The organism is Pseudomonas sp. BAV 4579 (assembly GCF_009765395.1).
In the GTDB taxonomy this organism is placed as follows: domain Bacteria; phylum Pseudomonadota; class Gammaproteobacteria; order Pseudomonadales; family Pseudomonadaceae; genus Chryseomonas; species Chryseomonas aestiva.
Window position 1 is genome coordinate 22,601 of sequence record NZ_WHOV01000050.1, and the last position, 14,529, is coordinate 37,129.

The window sequence follows — 14,529 nt, forward strand, 5'->3', positions numbered from 1 at the left end:
GGGCGCCACCATGCAACCACGTCGCTCTGGCATCCAGCTCGATATGTTCGCAGCCTATCCTGCTCAACCCAACTCGCTGGTGCTCATGCGCTACCACCGATTCGCCAACAAGGTGGACGGTCAGCTGGCGTTGGCGGAGCTGCACGTCGCTCAGGACGTGGACGGCAGGGGGATGTGGTCCCACTGCCTGAACTCGCGCAACGGATCCGGAGAGGGCTCGCGGCCCTATGCCCGATTCGATCGGCCTGCTGCAGCTACCCGCCTTGCGGCGCTCGAGAACGCCGTGGTCGACATGGTTCATGCGGCCCGCCGAGCAACCTCGGATGAGCGAGCGCGGATCATCGAGTGGTTGGGCGAGCAACTGAGCCTGGCCCGGGTTAATACCACCCCTTTATCTACCGATCTATTCCCTGACACCCTCCCCCCGAGAATGTGTAAATGACCAACGAACCCATCGAGATCCTCAACCGCGACCTGGACGACCTGATTACCGAGGCCACCCAGCGCGCAACCGCGACGAACCAGGGCCCCAAGAGCCTCACCCAGCGGCTGGACGGCGTCCTGGCGCTTGTTCTGGCCAGGCACCTGCAGGAAAAGCTCCAGGAGCTGGAAAGCATCAAGCGCATGTGCGGCATGATCGCCGAGGGCGAATGGGCCGACCACGGCGCCCAGGGTCCGCTGGCGCAACTCACCGAGGCGACGTTCTCTATGCTGGTGGGCGAGGCCAATGCCGCGAAGCACGACGCAGTGGATGCCGCCCGGTGGCGTTTCACCCGAGCGTTCGCCGTGCGGCCCGACCTGGTGGCGCGCCTCGAGCAATTCTATGGCGAGGTCGACGTGATCCAGGCCAGGCCGCGGGATACCGAGCAGGCCTATGACCAAGCCACTGACGACCTGATGGCCCTGGCTATCCGTGAGCGGGCGTGGTCGTAGGAGATGCCGGTGCGCCGAAATGTTGTCGTTTTGCGCGCCAAGGGCAAACAGGATCGGCCCACGGCATGAACCGAATAGCCTCGCCAATCGGCTCACTGCTCCCGGGCTGGTCGATCGAGCGCACCGAGGGTCGGATCCGCGTCACCCGCCCCGGAGCGCCGGCGAAGCACTACGACCCGATCAACCATGCTACGGCCTATGCGCTGTGCCTGGCGCTGCTGGAAGCGAATAGCCGGACCTGCGATGGTGAGTGCAAATTGATTGCAAAATAGCGTCTAGCTGATTGCTGTATCTCTATACAGTTTTCACTTGCCCTTATGTCCGGCTGGCCGTAGTATCTCGCCATCGTTCGGTACCACGCCCGCAGCGTTCCCCGCCTCCAGCTGGTAGCAAGCGACCCTCGAATGACCATTGAACCCGCCCTCTCGGCGGGTTTTTTTTTGCCTGCAGGAAAGCACCCCATGGACAAAGACCCCAGCAGTTGGGGCGCTCTCGTAGTGCTGGCGCAGTCCCTCAATGCGCAGTTCGGCACCAGCACCGCCCAGGGCGTGCTGGCCGCAATCATCACCGGTGTGCTGCGCTCCCTGTACGACGGCGAGCGCCGCGTACTGCGCGTCACTCTCGAGGGCCTGCTGTGCGGCGCCCTCACCTCTCCCGCTACTGCCGGTACCGCCTGGGCAATCCACTGGCTGGCGCCGACTGCAGAAGTCCCAGCCGAGGCCCTGCCCACGATGGTAGGTGGCGCTATCGGCTTCATCGGCGTGATGCAGCTGCGCCGTATCGCTATGAAAAAACTGAACCTGGAGCCCGCTGATGTCGCTTGAAACCGATGTTGATGTGGTCGCGCGCACGCTGTTCGGCGAAGCACGCGGCGAAACCGTTCAAGGCCAACAGGCCGTTGCCTGGGTGATCCGCAACCGCGTCGACGCCCAGCTGCGCACCGACGGCAAACCGAACTGGTGGGGCGAGGGTTACAGCGACGTGTGCCGCAAGGCCTACCAGTTCAGTTGCTGGAACCGCAACGACCCGAACTTCCCGTTCCTGTCCGGCGCCAAGGCGATCGGCGAACGCCTGTTCAACAGCCTCAAGGCGGTGGCCATGACCGTCATCCGGGGCGAGGTACCGGACCCTACCGGCGGCGCTACTCACTACTACGCGACAACCATGCCCAAGGCCCCGGCCTGGGTGGCTGGCGCCAAGTTCACCGTTCAAATCGGCGCGCACCGCTTCTATCGCGACGTGAAGTAAGCGCGGCCGCCTGCATTCGTGATTGCCTGGGGAGGAATCATTGTGGCGACTACCATCGTTGTATCACCGGACCTGCTCGTAACCCTGGACGGCGTAACTCGCACCGCCTGGGAGTGGGCAGTGGTGCGCAAGCTGAAATGGAACACCGTGCGGAATCGCCGGTATCGCGGGAAGAACTGGAGGGAGGCGCTCGCCCCGAAGGTCAAGCAGGACGCGCGGTCGCTGAGTTCTACCTGGAAGACCCAGCGACCGGCTGTGTTGCTGGCTTAGTGGGTGACGACCATGGGCGCCTTGGGATCCACCGTCTGGCCGTCGAAGCGGGCCACCAGCAGGCTCTCAGAGTTGTGCTCGTTGCTGGCGGTCAGCCGGCTGCGCAGATCCTCGACCAGGGCGGCCATGGTGTCCAGACGCTCGCTGGTGATGACGCCGCCGGCGCTGGCCGCGATCAGGCCATTGGTTGAAAAGTTGAGCACCACTAGGCCGTCCTGGCCGTGCTGCTCCTGGATCAGACCGATGTTTTCCATCGACAGATACAGATCCTTGACCACCTGGTCAGGGAGACCGAATTCGTTTTCTTGGGACATTTTTGGCGCCTCAGTGTTGGGGGGACGCCAATTGTCCCTTATCCCGTCCGCGAGCAATAGCAGCACATGAGCACCAAGCAGACGATCGATTGGGATGCGATCGAGCGAGACTATCGCGTCGGTCAGATGTCCCTGCGGGCCCTGGCCACCAAGCACCAGGTGTCGCCCGGGGCGATTAGCAAGAAGGCCAAGGCCAAGGCCTGGGTACAGGACGCCAGCCAGGAGGTGCGGGAGCGCACCCGGGCCGCGCTGCTGACCACGCCAGAGCCCACGGAAACGGCCAGTGGAAACACTGTTTCCATCGAAGGAAACGCCCCCACGCGCGCAGACATCGACACCGCTGTTTCCACCAACCTGACCATCATCCACGGCCACCGCCGCGACATCGCCGCCGGCCGCGGCCTGGTGGGGATCCTGTTCCAGCAGCTGGGCGAGGCCGCCCGCGACCGCGAGGACATCGAGAACCTCATCGAGGAAGAGACCAAGGACGACGAGAACGGGCAGCGCCGGCAGAAGATGCTCAAGGCCGTCTCCCTGCCCGGGCACGCCACCGTGCTGCGCGACCTATCCACCGCCCTCAAGAACCTGATTCCCCTCGAGCGCCAGGCATTCAGCCTGGACGACGTGAGCACCACGGAGACGTTCGAGGAACGCATTACCCGCCTGTTCAACGGAGACCCAGCCCCATGAATACCGGAAGTCGCGCAGCCAGCGCAGCGGTACGTTCAATCCAGTCGATCCACCAGCACCAGGACGCCCACATTTCAGCCACGGCCGAGGTATCCCTTGCCTGCCAGGCCTATCGCGACGAGCAGCTGCTGGACACCGGTCGCACCCCGACGCTTATCCGGATGACCGCCCAGGCCTATGACGCCCTGGTCGCGGAGCTGGGAAGCGTGATGGTGCGCGGTTTCTGCGACCCGGTGGCCGACCCCCACGGCCGGATCTTCGGTATGCGTATCGACCTGGTGCGCGATGCCGCTTTCGTGCTGGCCAATCAGATCCAGCACCTGCGCCGAACCATTGAGCAGCTGGACCAGGACTTGGTCGACCGCGCGCCGCTGCTCGAGGTAGCCGAGACACCCCAGCACCTGCGCCTGCAGCTGGCCGACCTGCTCGAGCGGATCCGCGCCAAGCGTACCGAGTACCACAACCGCCTCACCCGACTGGAGACCGAAGCATGAGCCTTAAACGCCCCCTGGACGCCGATTCCATTATTGTCTTGGTGCGCGCTGCCCAGGCCGCCAACGCCAAGGCAGGCCGCAAAGCACAGCGCAAGCTGCGCCTGCGCACCCTGCAGCGCCGCGCTTTCCAGGACAACGCCCGATGACAGCAGCCGCTGTGCCCATCCTCATCCCCTCGCCGGCGGACGTGCTGCGCAAGGAAGCCAAGAGCCTGGCCAGCGCCAGCAACCAGATGGGCGAGCGCATCGTCCGCCTCGAGCACCAGCTGGCCGCTCTGCGCAGAGAGAACAGCGACCTCACCGCCGGCGCCCTTCGCCTCGAGCACGAGGCCGACCAGATCGAGCAGCGCGAGCGCCAGGCGCTGCAGATGATCCCTATCGAGTGACACCGCTATGCACCACCTACCCCCCATCGGCCTGATCCTGCTGCTGCTCCTGCCGGCGGCGATCCTGGCTTTCATCCCGGGCATTCCGCTGCGCCAACAGCTGACGCCCTTCCAGGCCTACCTGGTGCGCAGAGCGGCCCGACGGCTGCGCTTCCGCCGGCTGCAGGCCCGTGCCCATAGCCCGAGGTTCTTCGCATGAGCTGCACACCGCTCACCTTCACCCTGCAGCTGATTGGCCTGGTGCTGATCCTATGGGCCGCTGTGCTGCTCGCCCTGGCGGTCCTGGATCGCATCCTGATCACCAAGCTTGGCCAGTCCTACATGGCCCGCTACGGCGTGAGAGCTCACAAGGCCCTGCTGCAGCGCCCATTCCCCGGCGTGCGCGCCTGGCTACGCCTGGGAGACACCCACTGATGGCCAAGAAAGTCAGCGATGACGACCTGATAGCCGCGCTCAAGGAGCACGGCAGTACCCGCAAGGCAGCCAAGGCCCTGGGCATCACCCAGCGCGCGATCCTCTACCGCAAGAAGACACTGGCCAAGAAGGGATTCAGTCCAGACCATGATATGACCCGTACCGTGCCAGACGGCTACAAGGTCCGCGGCGTGTCCACCCTCTACAACAGCAAGGGCGAGATCGCCGCGCAGTGGGTCAAGAGCGACATCGATCGGGAGCGCTGGGCCGAGCTGATGCAGGCCGCCCTGGATGGCATGTGCGACACCATCCCCCGCCTCGAGGCGCTGCCGGCGCCGCTGGCCATGTCGCGTCCCGACCTGCTGGCCACCTACATCATCACCGACTACCACCTGGGCATGTTGGCCTGGGGCGAGGAAACCCGGGGCGCGTCCTATGACGTGAAGATTGCCGAGAACCAGCTGGTGGCCTGGTTCGCCACGGCCATCGCCCTGGCACCTGACGCCGAGCAGGCGGTATTCGCGCAGCTGGGCGACTTCCTGCATTGGGATGGCCTGGACGCGGTCACGCCCACCAGTAAGCACGTCCTGGACGCCGACACCCGCTTTCAGCGTCTGGTGCGCGTGGCCATCCGGGTCATTCGCCGCATCGTCGACATGCTGCTGGCCAAGCACGCCCGGGTCCACCTGCTGATGGCCGAGGGCAATCACGACCTAGCCAGCTCGGTCTGGCTGCGCGAGTGGCTCGCCGCCCTATACGAGAACGAGCCGCGCATCACCGTGGACACCAGCGCAGACCCCTACTACTGCGTCGAGCACGGCCGCACGTCGCTGTTCTTCCACCATGGCCACAAGCGCCGCATGGGGCAGCTGGATGATGTGTTCGCCGCCAAATTCCGCGCGGTCTACGGCCGCACCCGTCACAGCTACGCCCACACCGGCCACCTGCACCACAACGAGACCAAGGAGACCAACCTGATGACGCTCGAGCAGCACCGCACTCTGGCGGCCGCCGATGCCCATGCCAGCCGCGGCGGGTACCAGTCTGGCCGCGACGCCAAGGTCATCACCTACAGCGCAGAGCATGGCGAGGTCAGCCGGCTGACGATCTCCCCGGAAATGCTCGGCACCTGGGGGGCGGTGGCATGAATGTAACCGCGCTGCGTCCGGTCCCGCTGAAACCGAATCCCGACCTGATCCGTACCCTGGAGAACCTGCTGGCCAAGGCCCAATCGGGCGAGCTGACGGGCTTGCTCGGTGTCGCTACCCTCAACGATGGCCGGATCATGCTGTTCTAGGGCTTAATTGGTGTCGTGTTGCATGCGATTAGGTATCAAATTGCAATCAATATGACGCCCAATAGACACCATTCCGCAGGCTTGACGATTCGACCGAGCCTCATACCCTCCGGGCCACTTTACCCCACTGCCCGGCCCGCATGTCCCAGCTGACCCCCGACCAGATGTTTCGCTCGCTGCTCGCCGATGACGAGCTGTACTGCGCGCGCAACCTCAAGATCCGGGACAAGAACGGCTCTATCCGCCCCTTCATCTGGAACAACGCCCAGCGAATCCTGCACCAGCAGGTCGAGGCGCAGCTGAGTCACAGCGGCTGGGTTCGTGCCCTGGTGCTCAAGGGCCGCCAGCAGGGTTGCAGCACCTGGGTAGGCGCTCGGTTCTTCAAGAAGACCACCACCCAGAGCGGCAAGCGCACCATGATCCTGACGCACCTGGACGTGGCCACGCAGAACCTGTTCGGGATGGCCAAGACCTATTACGAGCTGTCGGACCCGATCCTGACGCCGCGGATTCGCGCCAACAACGCCAATGAACTGGCGTTCGCCGAAATGCGCAGCGGCTACAAGGTGGCCACCGCCGGCTCCAAGAACGCCGGCCGGGGCGACACCATCCAGTTTCTGCACGGCTCCGAGGCCGCGTTCTGGCCAAACGCCGAGCAGATCATGGCGGGCCTAGGCCAGACCGTACCGCTGCTCCCGGGCTCGGAAATGATCCTGGAGACCACCGCCAACGGCCTCAACAACCTGTTCCACCGGATGTGGACCCTCGCCGTCGCCGGCAAGTCCGACTTCGCGGCCATCTTCATTCCGTGGTTCGTCCAGGAAGAGTACCGACGCCCCGTCCCGATCGGCTTCGAGCTGAGCGAGGATGAGGTCGAGTACATGGATACGTTCGACCTGGACATGGAGCAAATGGCCTGGCGCCAGGCCAAGGTCAATGGCGAGTTCGCCGGCAACGTCGACTGGTTCAACCAGGAGTACCCCGCCACCCCGGACCTGGCGTTCCTCAAGGTCGGCCACCGGGCGCTCATCAACACCCTTGCCGTTGCTCGAGCACGTCGCGGCATCATCGAGCAGCGCGAGCGCATCGGCGCCCACGTTGTCGGCGTGGACCCTGCGCGCTTCGGCGATGACTCCACGGCCTTCATCCATCGCCATGGCCGAGTCGCTTGGGGCCTCAATCGGATCCACGGCTACGACACCATGCAGGTGACGGGCGAGTGCGTGCGCCTGCTGGTGGACGATCCGACCATCCGCCGCATGTTCATCGACATCGGCGGCCTCGGCGCCGGCGTCTATGACCGCCTGGTAGAGCTGGGCTATGGCGATCGCGTCACCGCCGTGAACTTCGGTAGCCGCCCACGCGATGACCGCAAGTACAAGAACAAGCGCTCCGAGATGTGGGGCGAGATGGCCGACTGGATCCACGACGAGATCACCCCGCTGATCCCGGATGACGAACTGCTGCACGGCGACCTCACCGCGCCCAGCTACAGCCACACCAGCAATGGCCAGATCCAGCTGGACCCCAAGGACAAGATCAAGAAAGACACCGGCAAGTCTCCCGACTCCGGCGACGCCCTGGCGCTGACCTTCGCCGAGCCGGTCGCTGCCGATGACGCCTATATCGCTAACTGGCGCCGGGACAAGCTCCTGGCCCGCGCCCGCAACAAATCCGGAATGAGAGGCTGACATGCCGACCGACAACACCCTGCCGGCGGATGAGCCGGAAGACTTCCTGGGCGCCGACCAGCTGCAGGCGGCCCGTGCCAATTGGGGTCGCTACCTCTACGGAATGCTGCGCGGCCACGACGAGTACTGCCAGCGCGCCAAGGTGCTCGAGGGCTTCTATGTGGGCGGTGGCCTGCAGTGGTCCGAAGAGGATCGCGACTACGTTGAAAGCCAGGGCCGCCCGGCGCTGGAGTTCAACCAGGTGCTGCCCAAGATCAACGTGGCGCTCGCCCACCAGATCCATAACCGCATGGACATCCAGTACAAGCCCCAGGGCGGCGCAGCCGATGAGGACACCGCCACGACCCTGTCCAAGCTGGTCATGCAGATCTCTGGCCAGCAGATGCTGCACTGGAAGGAAACGAACGTCTTCGCCGACGGCGTGATTCAGCAGCGCGGGTATTACGACGTCCGTATCAGCTACGCCAATTCGATGCTGGGCGAGGTGGCCATCACCGTCCTCGATCCGATGGACGTGATACCGGATCCCGATGCCAAGTCGCCAGATCCGGACGATTGGGCCGACGTCACCGTGATGCGCTGGATGACCGGCGCGGATGTCGAGCAGCAGTACGGCCGCGCGGCGCTGGCCAAGCTAAAGAACCTGCGCGGCTGGGGTGATGAGGATTTCGGGTACGACACCTACAACGTCCCCCGCAATCGCTTCGGCAACGATGACAGCATGGGCGGCTATGCCACCTCCGCCCTGGATGAGGGCGACGAGTCCACCCGGCGCTATCGCATCGTGGATCGCCAGTATTGGCAGATGACCGACTGCACCGTGGCCATCACCATGACCGGCGACATTTACGACGTGTCGAGCCTGACGCCTGAGCACCAGAACGCGCTGACCGGCGTGGTGCTGGCAGAGCGGCGCATGAAGAAAGTGCGGTGGACGGTCTCGAGCGAGGACGTGGTGCTCTATGACGACTGGAGCATCTACAAGCACTTCACCGTGGTGCCCTACTTCCCGTTCTTCCGGCGCGGCATCACCCGAGGCCTGGTCGACGCCGCGGTGGATCCGCAGCGGCTGTTCAACAAGACGATGTCGCAGATGCTGCACGTCACCAACACCATCGCCAACAGCGGATGGATCACCACCGCCGGCACCATCAACAACATGGCGCCGAACGAGCTGGAGGAACGTGGTTCAGAGGCTGGCCTGCACATCGAGTTGAAGGCCGGGACCAAGGTGGAAGAGCGGCCGCAGAAGATCACCCCCAACCCGGTACCGCCCGGGCTGGATCGGATCGTTGAGCGCTCTGGCCAGCTGATCGACGACACCACCGGTATCCATGGCGCCATGCAGGGCGATACCGAGCGCGAAGTCAGCGGCGTGGCCATCCAGTCCGTCCAGTTCGCTGGCCAGCAGGCCTTGGCGGTGCCGCTGGACAACCTGCAGTACTCCCGCAATCTGCTGGCGACGCGGATCCTCGAGCTGGTGCAAGCCTTCTACGATGAGCCGCGCCTGATCCGGATCACCGAGACGGATCCCATCGGACAAGAGACCTCGGTACCGATGCACCTGAATTGGGACGACGGTACCGGCAAGGTGCTCAATGACCTCACGATCGGCAAGTACGACGTGGCGATCACCGAGGTACCGATGCAGGTGACGTTCCAGAACAGCCAGTTCCAGCAGGTCCTGGAAATGACCAAGGCAGGCGTTCCGGGCCTGGCAAAGTACCTGATCCGCTACAGCAACCTGGCCGACAAACAGGCCGTGCTCGAGGATCTCAACCAGCAGGGCCAGCAGCAGGTCGACCCGCTCACCCAGGCCAAGGTCGCGCTCACCGAGGCGCAGACGCAGAAGACCCGCAACGAAGCCACCGCCAAGGCCGTGGAACAGCAGTACAGCGCCATCCAGGCCGGTGCCACCGTGGCCACCATGCCCACGGTCGCGCCCCTGGCGGACACCATCCTCAAGTCGGCAGGGTTCGACGACCAGGACGCCGCCCCGCTGCCCGAACCAGGTGCGCCGGTACCGGGCGCCAACCCGGCCCAGGGCGCCCTGCCACACAACACCAACCCCCTGACCCCCGCTCATGCCGATGTTGGCCTGAACGCGGGCATTGAAACCCCGCGTATCGAAGGAGCCCCCGCCCGATGAGATCCCATTTCTATGAGGTGCTGCTGCAGGACGGCAATGTCCTGGAGCTGAACGCCGACACGGCCAACCTGGTGCGCCTGCCCGAGGGCGATCAGTGGCTGTTCCAGAACCAGGTCGAGCTGCCGGCGCTGACCGCCGATGGCGAGGAAGACGAAGACGCCGTGATTGAACTCTGCACTGTGGCCGCCCTGCCGGCCGCGAGTGTCGCCGACCTGGCTCAACGCCTGTAACCCAATCCCAACCTAGCCCCCGATAGGTATACCCATGAGCAACGCACTGGACATCGAATACATTGAACCCGAGCTGGATGGCGATGATGTCGGCACCAAGATCGAAACCGACCCCGATTTGATCGAGGTGGATGACGCCGATCGCGGCGACGACTTCACCCCCACCCCGGACGATGACGACGAGATCGAGCAGCCAACCCCGGATCCTAAAGAGCCCGCGGCCGAGCCCGAGCAAGATCCAGAGGCCGATCCCGAGGAAGACCCCGCCGCCGGCGCCGACCGCCGCATTCCCTACCCGCGCTTCGCCCAGGTCAATAACGACTACAAGGTGGCTCGCGCCCGTATGCTCGAGCTGGAAGAAGAGAACGCCCGCCTACGCGGGACCGCCGCCGCCCAGCAGGGTCCTGCAGCTGCACCAGAGACGCCGCCCGAGCCGCCGAAGGCGTTTGACTACCGCGATGCCGAACGCCGCTACCAGGCCCTGTTCCTGGAAGGCGATGAGGACGGCGCCCTGGCCGTGCGTGACGAGATCGAGCAAGCGCGCCAGGCTGACATGGATCGCCGTATCGTCGAGGCCCGTCGCGATTGGGAGAACCAGCAGCAGCAACAGCAGCTGGAGCAGACCCGCCAGACCGAGGCCCAGCAGTACCAGGCGACGTGTGCCGAGATCGAGAGCAAGTATCCCAAGCTCAACGCCAACGGCGCCGGCTTCGACGAGGATGCCCTGGACCAGGTCGTCGGCCTCACCCAGGTCTACGTCGGTCGTGGCATGACCCGATCCGAGGCCTTGCAGAAGGCCGCCAGCGCGGTCATGCCAGCGGCAGCTGAGCCGGCAACCGCCCCTCGCAAGCCCGGCGAAATGACCCGCGAGCAGATCCAGCGCAACCTGGACCGTGCCAATCGCCAGCCGCCGCTGCCCACTGAGGGCACTGGCCAGCGCGTCAAGGTCGATGTCTCGCGCCTGTCCGACGATGAGTTCGAGGCCCTGCCCGAGGCCGAGCGCCGGCGTCTGCGCGGCGACTCCGTGTAACGGCAGATCGGTACCGAAGAGCCGCCCCTCACCGGGCGGTTATCTGGTACCTTCCGGCCGTCTCTGTCCACATTGCCCCGCTGCCATGAAGTCGATCCTGCCCATCCTGCTCGCCCTGCCCGCCACCGCATTCGCCGGCAACTTCGCCGAGTGCATCCTGGACAAGATGCCCGGCGTGCAGAACGACAGCGCCGCCGCCGCTGCCTTCCAGGTGTGCAATGCCCAGTACCCCGAGCGGTACCGGGGCGTGAATCAGGGCGAAGGCCGCGGCCTGTGGGGCTACGACTCCGGCGCCGAGTGCGCTCTGGCGAAATCCAAGGACACCCTGAGCGGCAACGGGGCGGGCATGATCCGGATGGCGTGCAATGCGCTGTACAACCCGCTGGGTGGCGCGCTCGGCGCCGGCAAGAAGCCCTAGCCGGCCGCCGCGCTCCCCTTCGAACCGGAATCGCAAAGACCGCCCCTCACCGGGCGGTTTTTTTATGCCTGCGACCCATTGACGAACGGGTCGAGCCTCATACCCTGCCGGCCAAGCGCACCTCCTCCCCCTCGCTACATCGCAGAGTGCGCGCCTACTTCGCAGCCCCCGGGTTGCTCGCTCGCCGAGTCGGCGGCTTCGCCAGCGCTGGCGTTAAAGGCACCCAGCAAGACCCCGCTCTACAGCGTTCCGGCTACGCCAAAAGGCCGTTTCCGCTCTGGGTTGGCGACACATCCCGAACCGACACAACCTCAATTGACTTAGGAGTGCGCCCCATGGCCGCAACCAACTTTGCCGCTCTCGCCGGCAAGGCCAAAGTCGTCTGGTCCCGGGAACTGTGGATTGCCGCCCGTAACCAGCTGACCCTGAACAAGTTCCTCGGCAAAGGCCAGTCGGCCATGATCCAGCGGATCACCGAGCTGACCAAAACCGAGAAGGGCGAAAAGGTCATCATGCAGCTGGTCGCCGACCTGACCGGCGATGGCGTGATTGGCGATAACGAGCGGGAAGGCTTCGAGGAATCGATGCAGTCCTATAGCATCGAGATCCAGATCGACCAGATTTCCCACGGCGTCATCAACAAGGGCAAGCTGGCGGATCAGAAGACCGTCATCAACTTCCGCGAGCAGGCCCGGGACAAGCTGTCCTATTGGCTGGCGTCGCGTATCGACGAGCTGATGATGCTCACCCTGTCGGGCATCAGCTACAGCTACACCCTGGACGGCGCCCGCCGTGACTCCAAATCGGCCTTCCCGCAACTGTCTTTCGCCGCCGACGTGCGCGCGCCGACCGCCAAGCGGCATCGCGTGTGGAACGGCTCCGAGCTGGTGGCGCCGGACACCTCCATCATCACCAAGGACTGCACCCTCAGCTATTCCATGCTGGTGGATGCGGGTGTCTACGCGAAAGACCACTACATCACCCCGCTGCGCGTGGGCGGCAAAGAGTATTACATCGTGCTGCTCAAGCCGGGCGCCCTGGGCCAACTCAAGAAGGACCAGGATTTCCTGCGTGCGATCACCGGCGTAGCCGCGAAGGAAGGCCAGAACTCGCCGTTCTTCACCGGCGGTACCGTGACCGTCGATGGCCTGGTGCTGCATGAGCTGCGCACCGTCTACTCCACCAAGAAGGCCGCCGCGGACCAGAAGTGGGGCGCTGACGGCAACGTGGATGGCACCCGCACCCTCATCTGTGGCGCTCAGGCGCTGGGCTTCGCCGACCTGGGCGCGCCCGAGTGGGACGAGAAGAAATTCAACTACTCGAGCCGCCAGGGCATCAACATCGACAAGCTGTTCGGTTTGCTCAAGCCGCAGTTCTACAGCAACTACGACGAATCCGTTGAGGACTTCGGCGTGTTGGCCATCGACCACTACCTCGGCTAATCGCCCGCCCGCCGGCCTCACCGCTGGCGGGCGCACTGGAGTACTGCCATGAGCATCCCACTGAACCCCGACCGCCATTCCCCTCTGGCGCTGATCCAGAGCTTCAACGCTGCGCACTTCGCTGACGGCCTGGTCCAGGCCATCGCCGAGCTGCCCGGCGGCGCCATCGTGTTGAGCGGCCACGTCCTGGTCACGACCGCCTTCGCCGGCGCCAAGACCCTGATCCTGGGCGATGCCGCCGATACCGACCGCTACACCCCGGTAGCCCTGGACCTGTCCACCACCGGCCTCAAGGCGATCACCGGCACCGGCCTTGAGCTGGACCAGATCCAGAAGCTGGTCGCGACCCTGGACGTCAAGCCTACCGCTGGCGCTGCGCGCCTGGTGCTGCAGTACGCCATCAACGGCTACGGCACGTCCGTACAAGGCTGATCCACCTGGCCCAGGGACGGGCCGCCCACCATCACCATTGAATAGGGGCTACCCATGTCCACCGTAGAAATGCGATTCCTGCCGCCCGCCGGCAAAAGCGAACAGCACATTGGCCTGGATAGCGGCCATTCCGCCATCGTCTACCTGGTGCATCCCACCGACGGCCTTCGCGGTACCCCGCTGCACCAGCGCTACCGCAAGGCCGCAGTCGTCGCCGGTTGCGAGATCGCCGGCATGGAAGAAGACGAGCAGCCGGTCGATAGCACCCTGGACAAGCAGGCGCAGATCATCGCCGCCATCGAGGCCATCATCCTGGCCGATCAGCCGGACGACTTGACCGGCAACGGCCGCCCGAAGATCGAAGCCATCCGCAAGCACGCCGGCTTCAACGTCAGCAAGACCGAATACGACGCTGCCTGGGTCGAGTTCGAAGCCGACGAAGGCAACGAGTAAGTGCTGGTCGCCGAGCTGATCCGCAACTGGCGTGAGGACGAGAAAGACGACCGCGCGCCCTACTTCTGGTCCGATCGCCAGCTGCTGCGCTGGCTCAATGAGGCCTACCGGCAGTATGCGATCAAGGGTCAGCACCTGCTGGATAGCTCGGCGCCCTTCACGACCTACAACCTCGAGGCTGGTGTCGATCGCCTGCCGCTGGATAAGCGGGTGCTCCAGGTGCTGCAGGCCAGCACCCCGCACACCGATCGCCTCGAGCTGCTGGGCGCTGGTGCGCTGCCTATCCTGGGCCGGCAGGTGCTTGGCCACCCCTGCAAGCTGGAAGTGAATAGCGATGCGAACGAGATCCGGCTGTACCCCGCCCCGGCCATGGACACCGTCCTGCAGCTGCTGGTGGTGCGCCTGCCGCTGAAACCGCTGGATCTCGCCGGCGAGCTGTGTGATGTCGCGCTCGAGGACATCGACCTGCTGCACCACTACCTCAATTTCAAGGCCTACGCCGTCCAGGACGCGGAGACGATCAATCCGCAGAAGTCCGCCGATGGTGAGGCCCGATTCCTGGCCGGTTGCGCCGAGGTCTACCAGCGCAACCTGGCACGGCGTCGCGTGAACACCGGCCGAATCCGGTACCGGGACTGA

At 64.9% G+C, this 14,529-nt stretch carries 23 protein-coding genes; 22 read left to right on the forward strand and 1 reads right to left on the reverse strand.

The features are described from left to right. The first annotated feature begins 10 nt into the window (after window positions 1-10). The 5 genes from GSQ95_RS12095 to GSQ95_RS12115 all read left to right on the forward strand — a co-directional run bounded on the left by GSQ95_RS12095 (window position 11) and on the right by GSQ95_RS12115 (window position 2,181). Entirely contained in the window at window positions 11-442 is a 432-nt protein-coding gene (locus GSQ95_RS12095; protein WP_158892440.1) for a hypothetical protein, read from the forward strand. After that, window positions 439-933, forward strand: coding sequence for a hypothetical protein (locus tag GSQ95_RS12100; protein ID WP_158892438.1), 495 nt, complete (start codon window positions 439-441; stop codon window positions 931-933). The genes GSQ95_RS12095 and GSQ95_RS12100 overlap by 4 nt, the downstream gene beginning before the upstream one ends. 65 nt (window positions 934-998) lie before the next feature. Further along, on the forward strand, window positions 999-1,205 hold the full coding sequence (locus GSQ95_RS12105; protein WP_158892436.1) for a hypothetical protein: 207 nt from the start codon (window positions 999-1,001) through the stop codon (window positions 1,203-1,205). Between the two features lie 132 nt (window positions 1,206-1,337). Further along, entirely contained in the window at window positions 1,338-1,757 is a 420-nt protein-coding gene (locus GSQ95_RS12110; protein WP_158892434.1) for a phage holin family protein, read from the forward strand. Beyond that, the gene (locus GSQ95_RS12115; protein ID WP_372240055.1) at window positions 1,747-2,181 is read left to right on the forward strand and encodes a cell wall hydrolase; all 435 of its coding nucleotides are present in this window, start codon (window positions 1,747-1,749) and stop codon (window positions 2,179-2,181) included. The genes GSQ95_RS12110 and GSQ95_RS12115 overlap by 11 nt, the downstream gene beginning before the upstream one ends. 266 nt (window positions 2,182-2,447) lie before the next feature. On the opposite strand, the gene GSQ95_RS12120 is transcribed toward GSQ95_RS12115, so the two are convergent. After that, window positions 2,448-2,765 carry a hypothetical protein gene (locus tag GSQ95_RS12120; protein WP_158892432.1) on the reverse strand — a complete coding sequence of 106 codons (318 nt, stop codon included), beginning with the start codon at window positions 2,763-2,765 and terminating at the stop codon, window positions 2,448-2,450. A 66-nt stretch (window positions 2,766-2,831) separates the two neighbouring features. Here GSQ95_RS12120 and GSQ95_RS12125 point away from each other — a divergent pair, with 66 nt between their 5' ends. From GSQ95_RS12125 to GSQ95_RS12205, 17 genes are all read left to right on the forward strand, one after another. Next, window positions 2,832-3,455, forward strand: a complete 624-nt coding sequence (locus GSQ95_RS12125) for a hypothetical protein (protein WP_158892430.1) — start codon at window positions 2,832-2,834, stop codon at window positions 3,453-3,455. Beyond that, window positions 3,452-3,949, forward strand: coding sequence for a hypothetical protein (locus tag GSQ95_RS12130; RefSeq protein ID WP_158892428.1), 498 nt, complete (start codon window positions 3,452-3,454; stop codon window positions 3,947-3,949). The genes GSQ95_RS12125 and GSQ95_RS12130 overlap by 4 nt, the downstream gene beginning before the upstream one ends. Further along, window positions 3,946-4,095, forward strand: coding sequence for a hypothetical protein (locus tag GSQ95_RS12135; RefSeq protein ID WP_158892426.1), 150 nt, complete (start codon window positions 3,946-3,948; stop codon window positions 4,093-4,095). The genes GSQ95_RS12130 and GSQ95_RS12135 overlap by 4 nt, the downstream gene beginning before the upstream one ends. Further along, window positions 4,092-4,334, forward strand: coding sequence for a hypothetical protein (locus GSQ95_RS12140; RefSeq protein ID WP_158892424.1), 243 nt, complete (start codon window positions 4,092-4,094; stop codon window positions 4,332-4,334). The genes GSQ95_RS12135 and GSQ95_RS12140 overlap by 4 nt, the downstream gene beginning before the upstream one ends. A gap of 7 nt (window positions 4,335-4,341) precedes the next feature. Further along, window positions 4,342-4,533, forward strand: a complete 192-nt coding sequence (locus tag GSQ95_RS12145) for a hypothetical protein (RefSeq protein ID WP_158892422.1) — start codon at window positions 4,342-4,344, stop codon at window positions 4,531-4,533. Continuing rightward, entirely contained in the window at window positions 4,530-4,748 is a 219-nt protein-coding gene (locus GSQ95_RS12150; protein WP_158892420.1) for a hypothetical protein, read from the forward strand. Before GSQ95_RS12145 ends, GSQ95_RS12150 begins: the two co-directional genes overlap by 4 nt. After that, window positions 4,748-5,896 carry a winged helix-turn-helix domain-containing protein gene (locus tag GSQ95_RS12155; RefSeq protein WP_158892418.1) on the forward strand — a complete coding sequence of 383 codons (1,149 nt, stop codon included), beginning with the start codon at window positions 4,748-4,750 and terminating at the stop codon, window positions 5,894-5,896. The genes GSQ95_RS12150 and GSQ95_RS12155 overlap by 1 nt, the downstream gene beginning before the upstream one ends. After that, window positions 5,893-6,045: a hypothetical protein gene (locus tag GSQ95_RS12160; protein ID WP_158892416.1), complete on the forward strand. Its 153-nt coding sequence runs from the start codon at window positions 5,893-5,895 to the stop codon at window positions 6,043-6,045. Before GSQ95_RS12155 ends, GSQ95_RS12160 begins: the two co-directional genes overlap by 4 nt. Window positions 6,046-6,185: 140 nt before the next feature. Further along, window positions 6,186-7,736 (forward strand): hypothetical protein, encoded by a 1,551-nt coding sequence (locus tag GSQ95_RS12165; RefSeq protein WP_256664562.1) that lies wholly within the window; start codon window positions 6,186-6,188, stop codon window positions 7,734-7,736. Window position 7,737: 1 nt separating this feature from the next. After that, a complete protein-coding gene (locus GSQ95_RS12170; RefSeq protein ID WP_256664563.1) occupies window positions 7,738-9,885 on the forward strand; it encodes a genomic island protein in 2,148 nt (715 codons plus the stop codon). Further along, a complete protein-coding gene (locus GSQ95_RS12175) occupies window positions 9,882-10,115 on the forward strand; it encodes a hypothetical protein (protein WP_158892414.1) in 234 nt (77 codons plus the stop codon). The genes GSQ95_RS12170 and GSQ95_RS12175 overlap by 4 nt, the downstream gene beginning before the upstream one ends. Before the next feature lie 34 nt (window positions 10,116-10,149). Next, on the forward strand, window positions 10,150-11,145 hold the full coding sequence (locus tag GSQ95_RS12180; protein ID WP_158892412.1) for a hypothetical protein: 996 nt from the start codon (window positions 10,150-10,152) through the stop codon (window positions 11,143-11,145). 85 nt (window positions 11,146-11,230) lie between these two features. Next, entirely contained in the window at window positions 11,231-11,563 is a 333-nt protein-coding gene (locus GSQ95_RS12185; RefSeq protein WP_158892410.1) for a hypothetical protein, read from the forward strand. Window positions 11,564-11,898: 335 nt separating this feature from the next. Then, a complete protein-coding gene (locus tag GSQ95_RS12190) occupies window positions 11,899-13,005 on the forward strand; it encodes a N4-gp56 family major capsid protein (protein WP_158892408.1) in 1,107 nt (368 codons plus the stop codon). 48 nt (window positions 13,006-13,053) lie between these two features. Beyond that, window positions 13,054-13,437 (forward strand): hypothetical protein, encoded by a 384-nt coding sequence (locus GSQ95_RS12195; protein WP_158892406.1) that lies wholly within the window; start codon window positions 13,054-13,056, stop codon window positions 13,435-13,437. 54 nt (window positions 13,438-13,491) lie between these two features. Next, window positions 13,492-13,890, forward strand: a complete 399-nt coding sequence (locus GSQ95_RS12200; protein ID WP_158892404.1) for a hypothetical protein — start codon at window positions 13,492-13,494, stop codon at window positions 13,888-13,890. Continuing rightward, on the forward strand, window positions 13,891-14,529 hold the full coding sequence (locus GSQ95_RS12205) for a hypothetical protein (protein ID WP_158892402.1): 639 nt from the start codon (window positions 13,891-13,893) through the stop codon (window positions 14,527-14,529).

Bases quoted from the DNA above. Each gene is read 5' to 3' on its own strand.
- GSQ95_RS12110 (WP_158892434.1), top strand. From the start codon at position 1,338: ATGACCATTGAACCCGCCCTCTCGGCGGGTTTTTTTTTGCCTGCAGGA.
- GSQ95_RS12185 (WP_158892410.1), top strand. From the start codon at position 11,231: ATGAAGTCGATCCTGCCCATCCTGCTCGCCCTGCCCGCCACCGCATTC.
- GSQ95_RS12145 (WP_158892422.1), top strand. From the start codon at position 4,342: ATGCACCACCTACCCCCCATCGGCCTGATCCTGCTGCTGCTCCTGCCG.
- GSQ95_RS12120 (WP_158892432.1), bottom strand. From the start codon at position 2,765: ATGTCCCAAGAAAACGAATTCGGTCTCCCTGACCAGGTGGTCAAGGAT.
- GSQ95_RS12150 (WP_158892420.1), top strand. From the start codon at position 4,530: ATGAGCTGCACACCGCTCACCTTCACCCTGCAGCTGATTGGCCTGGTG.
- GSQ95_RS12095 (WP_158892440.1), top strand. From the start codon at position 11: ATGCAACCACGTCGCTCTGGCATCCAGCTCGATATGTTCGCAGCCTAT.
- GSQ95_RS12130 (WP_158892428.1), top strand. From the start codon at position 3,452: ATGAATACCGGAAGTCGCGCAGCCAGCGCAGCGGTACGTTCAATCCAG.
- GSQ95_RS12165 (WP_256664562.1), top strand. From the start codon at position 6,186: ATGTCCCAGCTGACCCCCGACCAGATGTTTCGCTCGCTGCTCGCCGAT.
- GSQ95_RS12175 (WP_158892414.1), top strand. From the start codon at position 9,882: ATGAGATCCCATTTCTATGAGGTGCTGCTGCAGGACGGCAATGTCCTG.
- GSQ95_RS12155 (WP_158892418.1), top strand. From the start codon at position 4,748: ATGGCCAAGAAAGTCAGCGATGACGACCTGATAGCCGCGCTCAAGGAG.
- GSQ95_RS12135 (WP_158892426.1), top strand. From the start codon at position 3,946: ATGAGCCTTAAACGCCCCCTGGACGCCGATTCCATTATTGTCTTGGTG.
- GSQ95_RS12100 (WP_158892438.1), top strand. From the start codon at position 439: ATGACCAACGAACCCATCGAGATCCTCAACCGCGACCTGGACGACCTG.
- GSQ95_RS12170 (WP_256664563.1), top strand. From the start codon at position 7,738: ATGCCGACCGACAACACCCTGCCGGCGGATGAGCCGGAAGACTTCCTG.
- GSQ95_RS12190 (WP_158892408.1), top strand. From the start codon at position 11,899: ATGGCCGCAACCAACTTTGCCGCTCTCGCCGGCAAGGCCAAAGTCGTC.
- GSQ95_RS12140 (WP_158892424.1), top strand. From the start codon at position 4,092: ATGACAGCAGCCGCTGTGCCCATCCTCATCCCCTCGCCGGCGGACGTG.
- GSQ95_RS12105 (WP_158892436.1), top strand. From the start codon at position 999: ATGAACCGAATAGCCTCGCCAATCGGCTCACTGCTCCCGGGCTGGTCG.
- GSQ95_RS12195 (WP_158892406.1), top strand. From the start codon at position 13,054: ATGAGCATCCCACTGAACCCCGACCGCCATTCCCCTCTGGCGCTGATC.
- GSQ95_RS12125 (WP_158892430.1), top strand. From the start codon at position 2,832: ATGAGCACCAAGCAGACGATCGATTGGGATGCGATCGAGCGAGACTAT.
- GSQ95_RS12115 (WP_372240055.1), top strand. From the start codon at position 1,747: ATGTCGCTTGAAACCGATGTTGATGTGGTCGCGCGCACGCTGTTCGGC.
- GSQ95_RS12160 (WP_158892416.1), top strand. From the start codon at position 5,893: ATGAATGTAACCGCGCTGCGTCCGGTCCCGCTGAAACCGAATCCCGAC.
- GSQ95_RS12200 (WP_158892404.1), top strand. From the start codon at position 13,492: ATGTCCACCGTAGAAATGCGATTCCTGCCGCCCGCCGGCAAAAGCGAA.
- GSQ95_RS12180 (WP_158892412.1), top strand. From the start codon at position 10,150: ATGAGCAACGCACTGGACATCGAATACATTGAACCCGAGCTGGATGGC.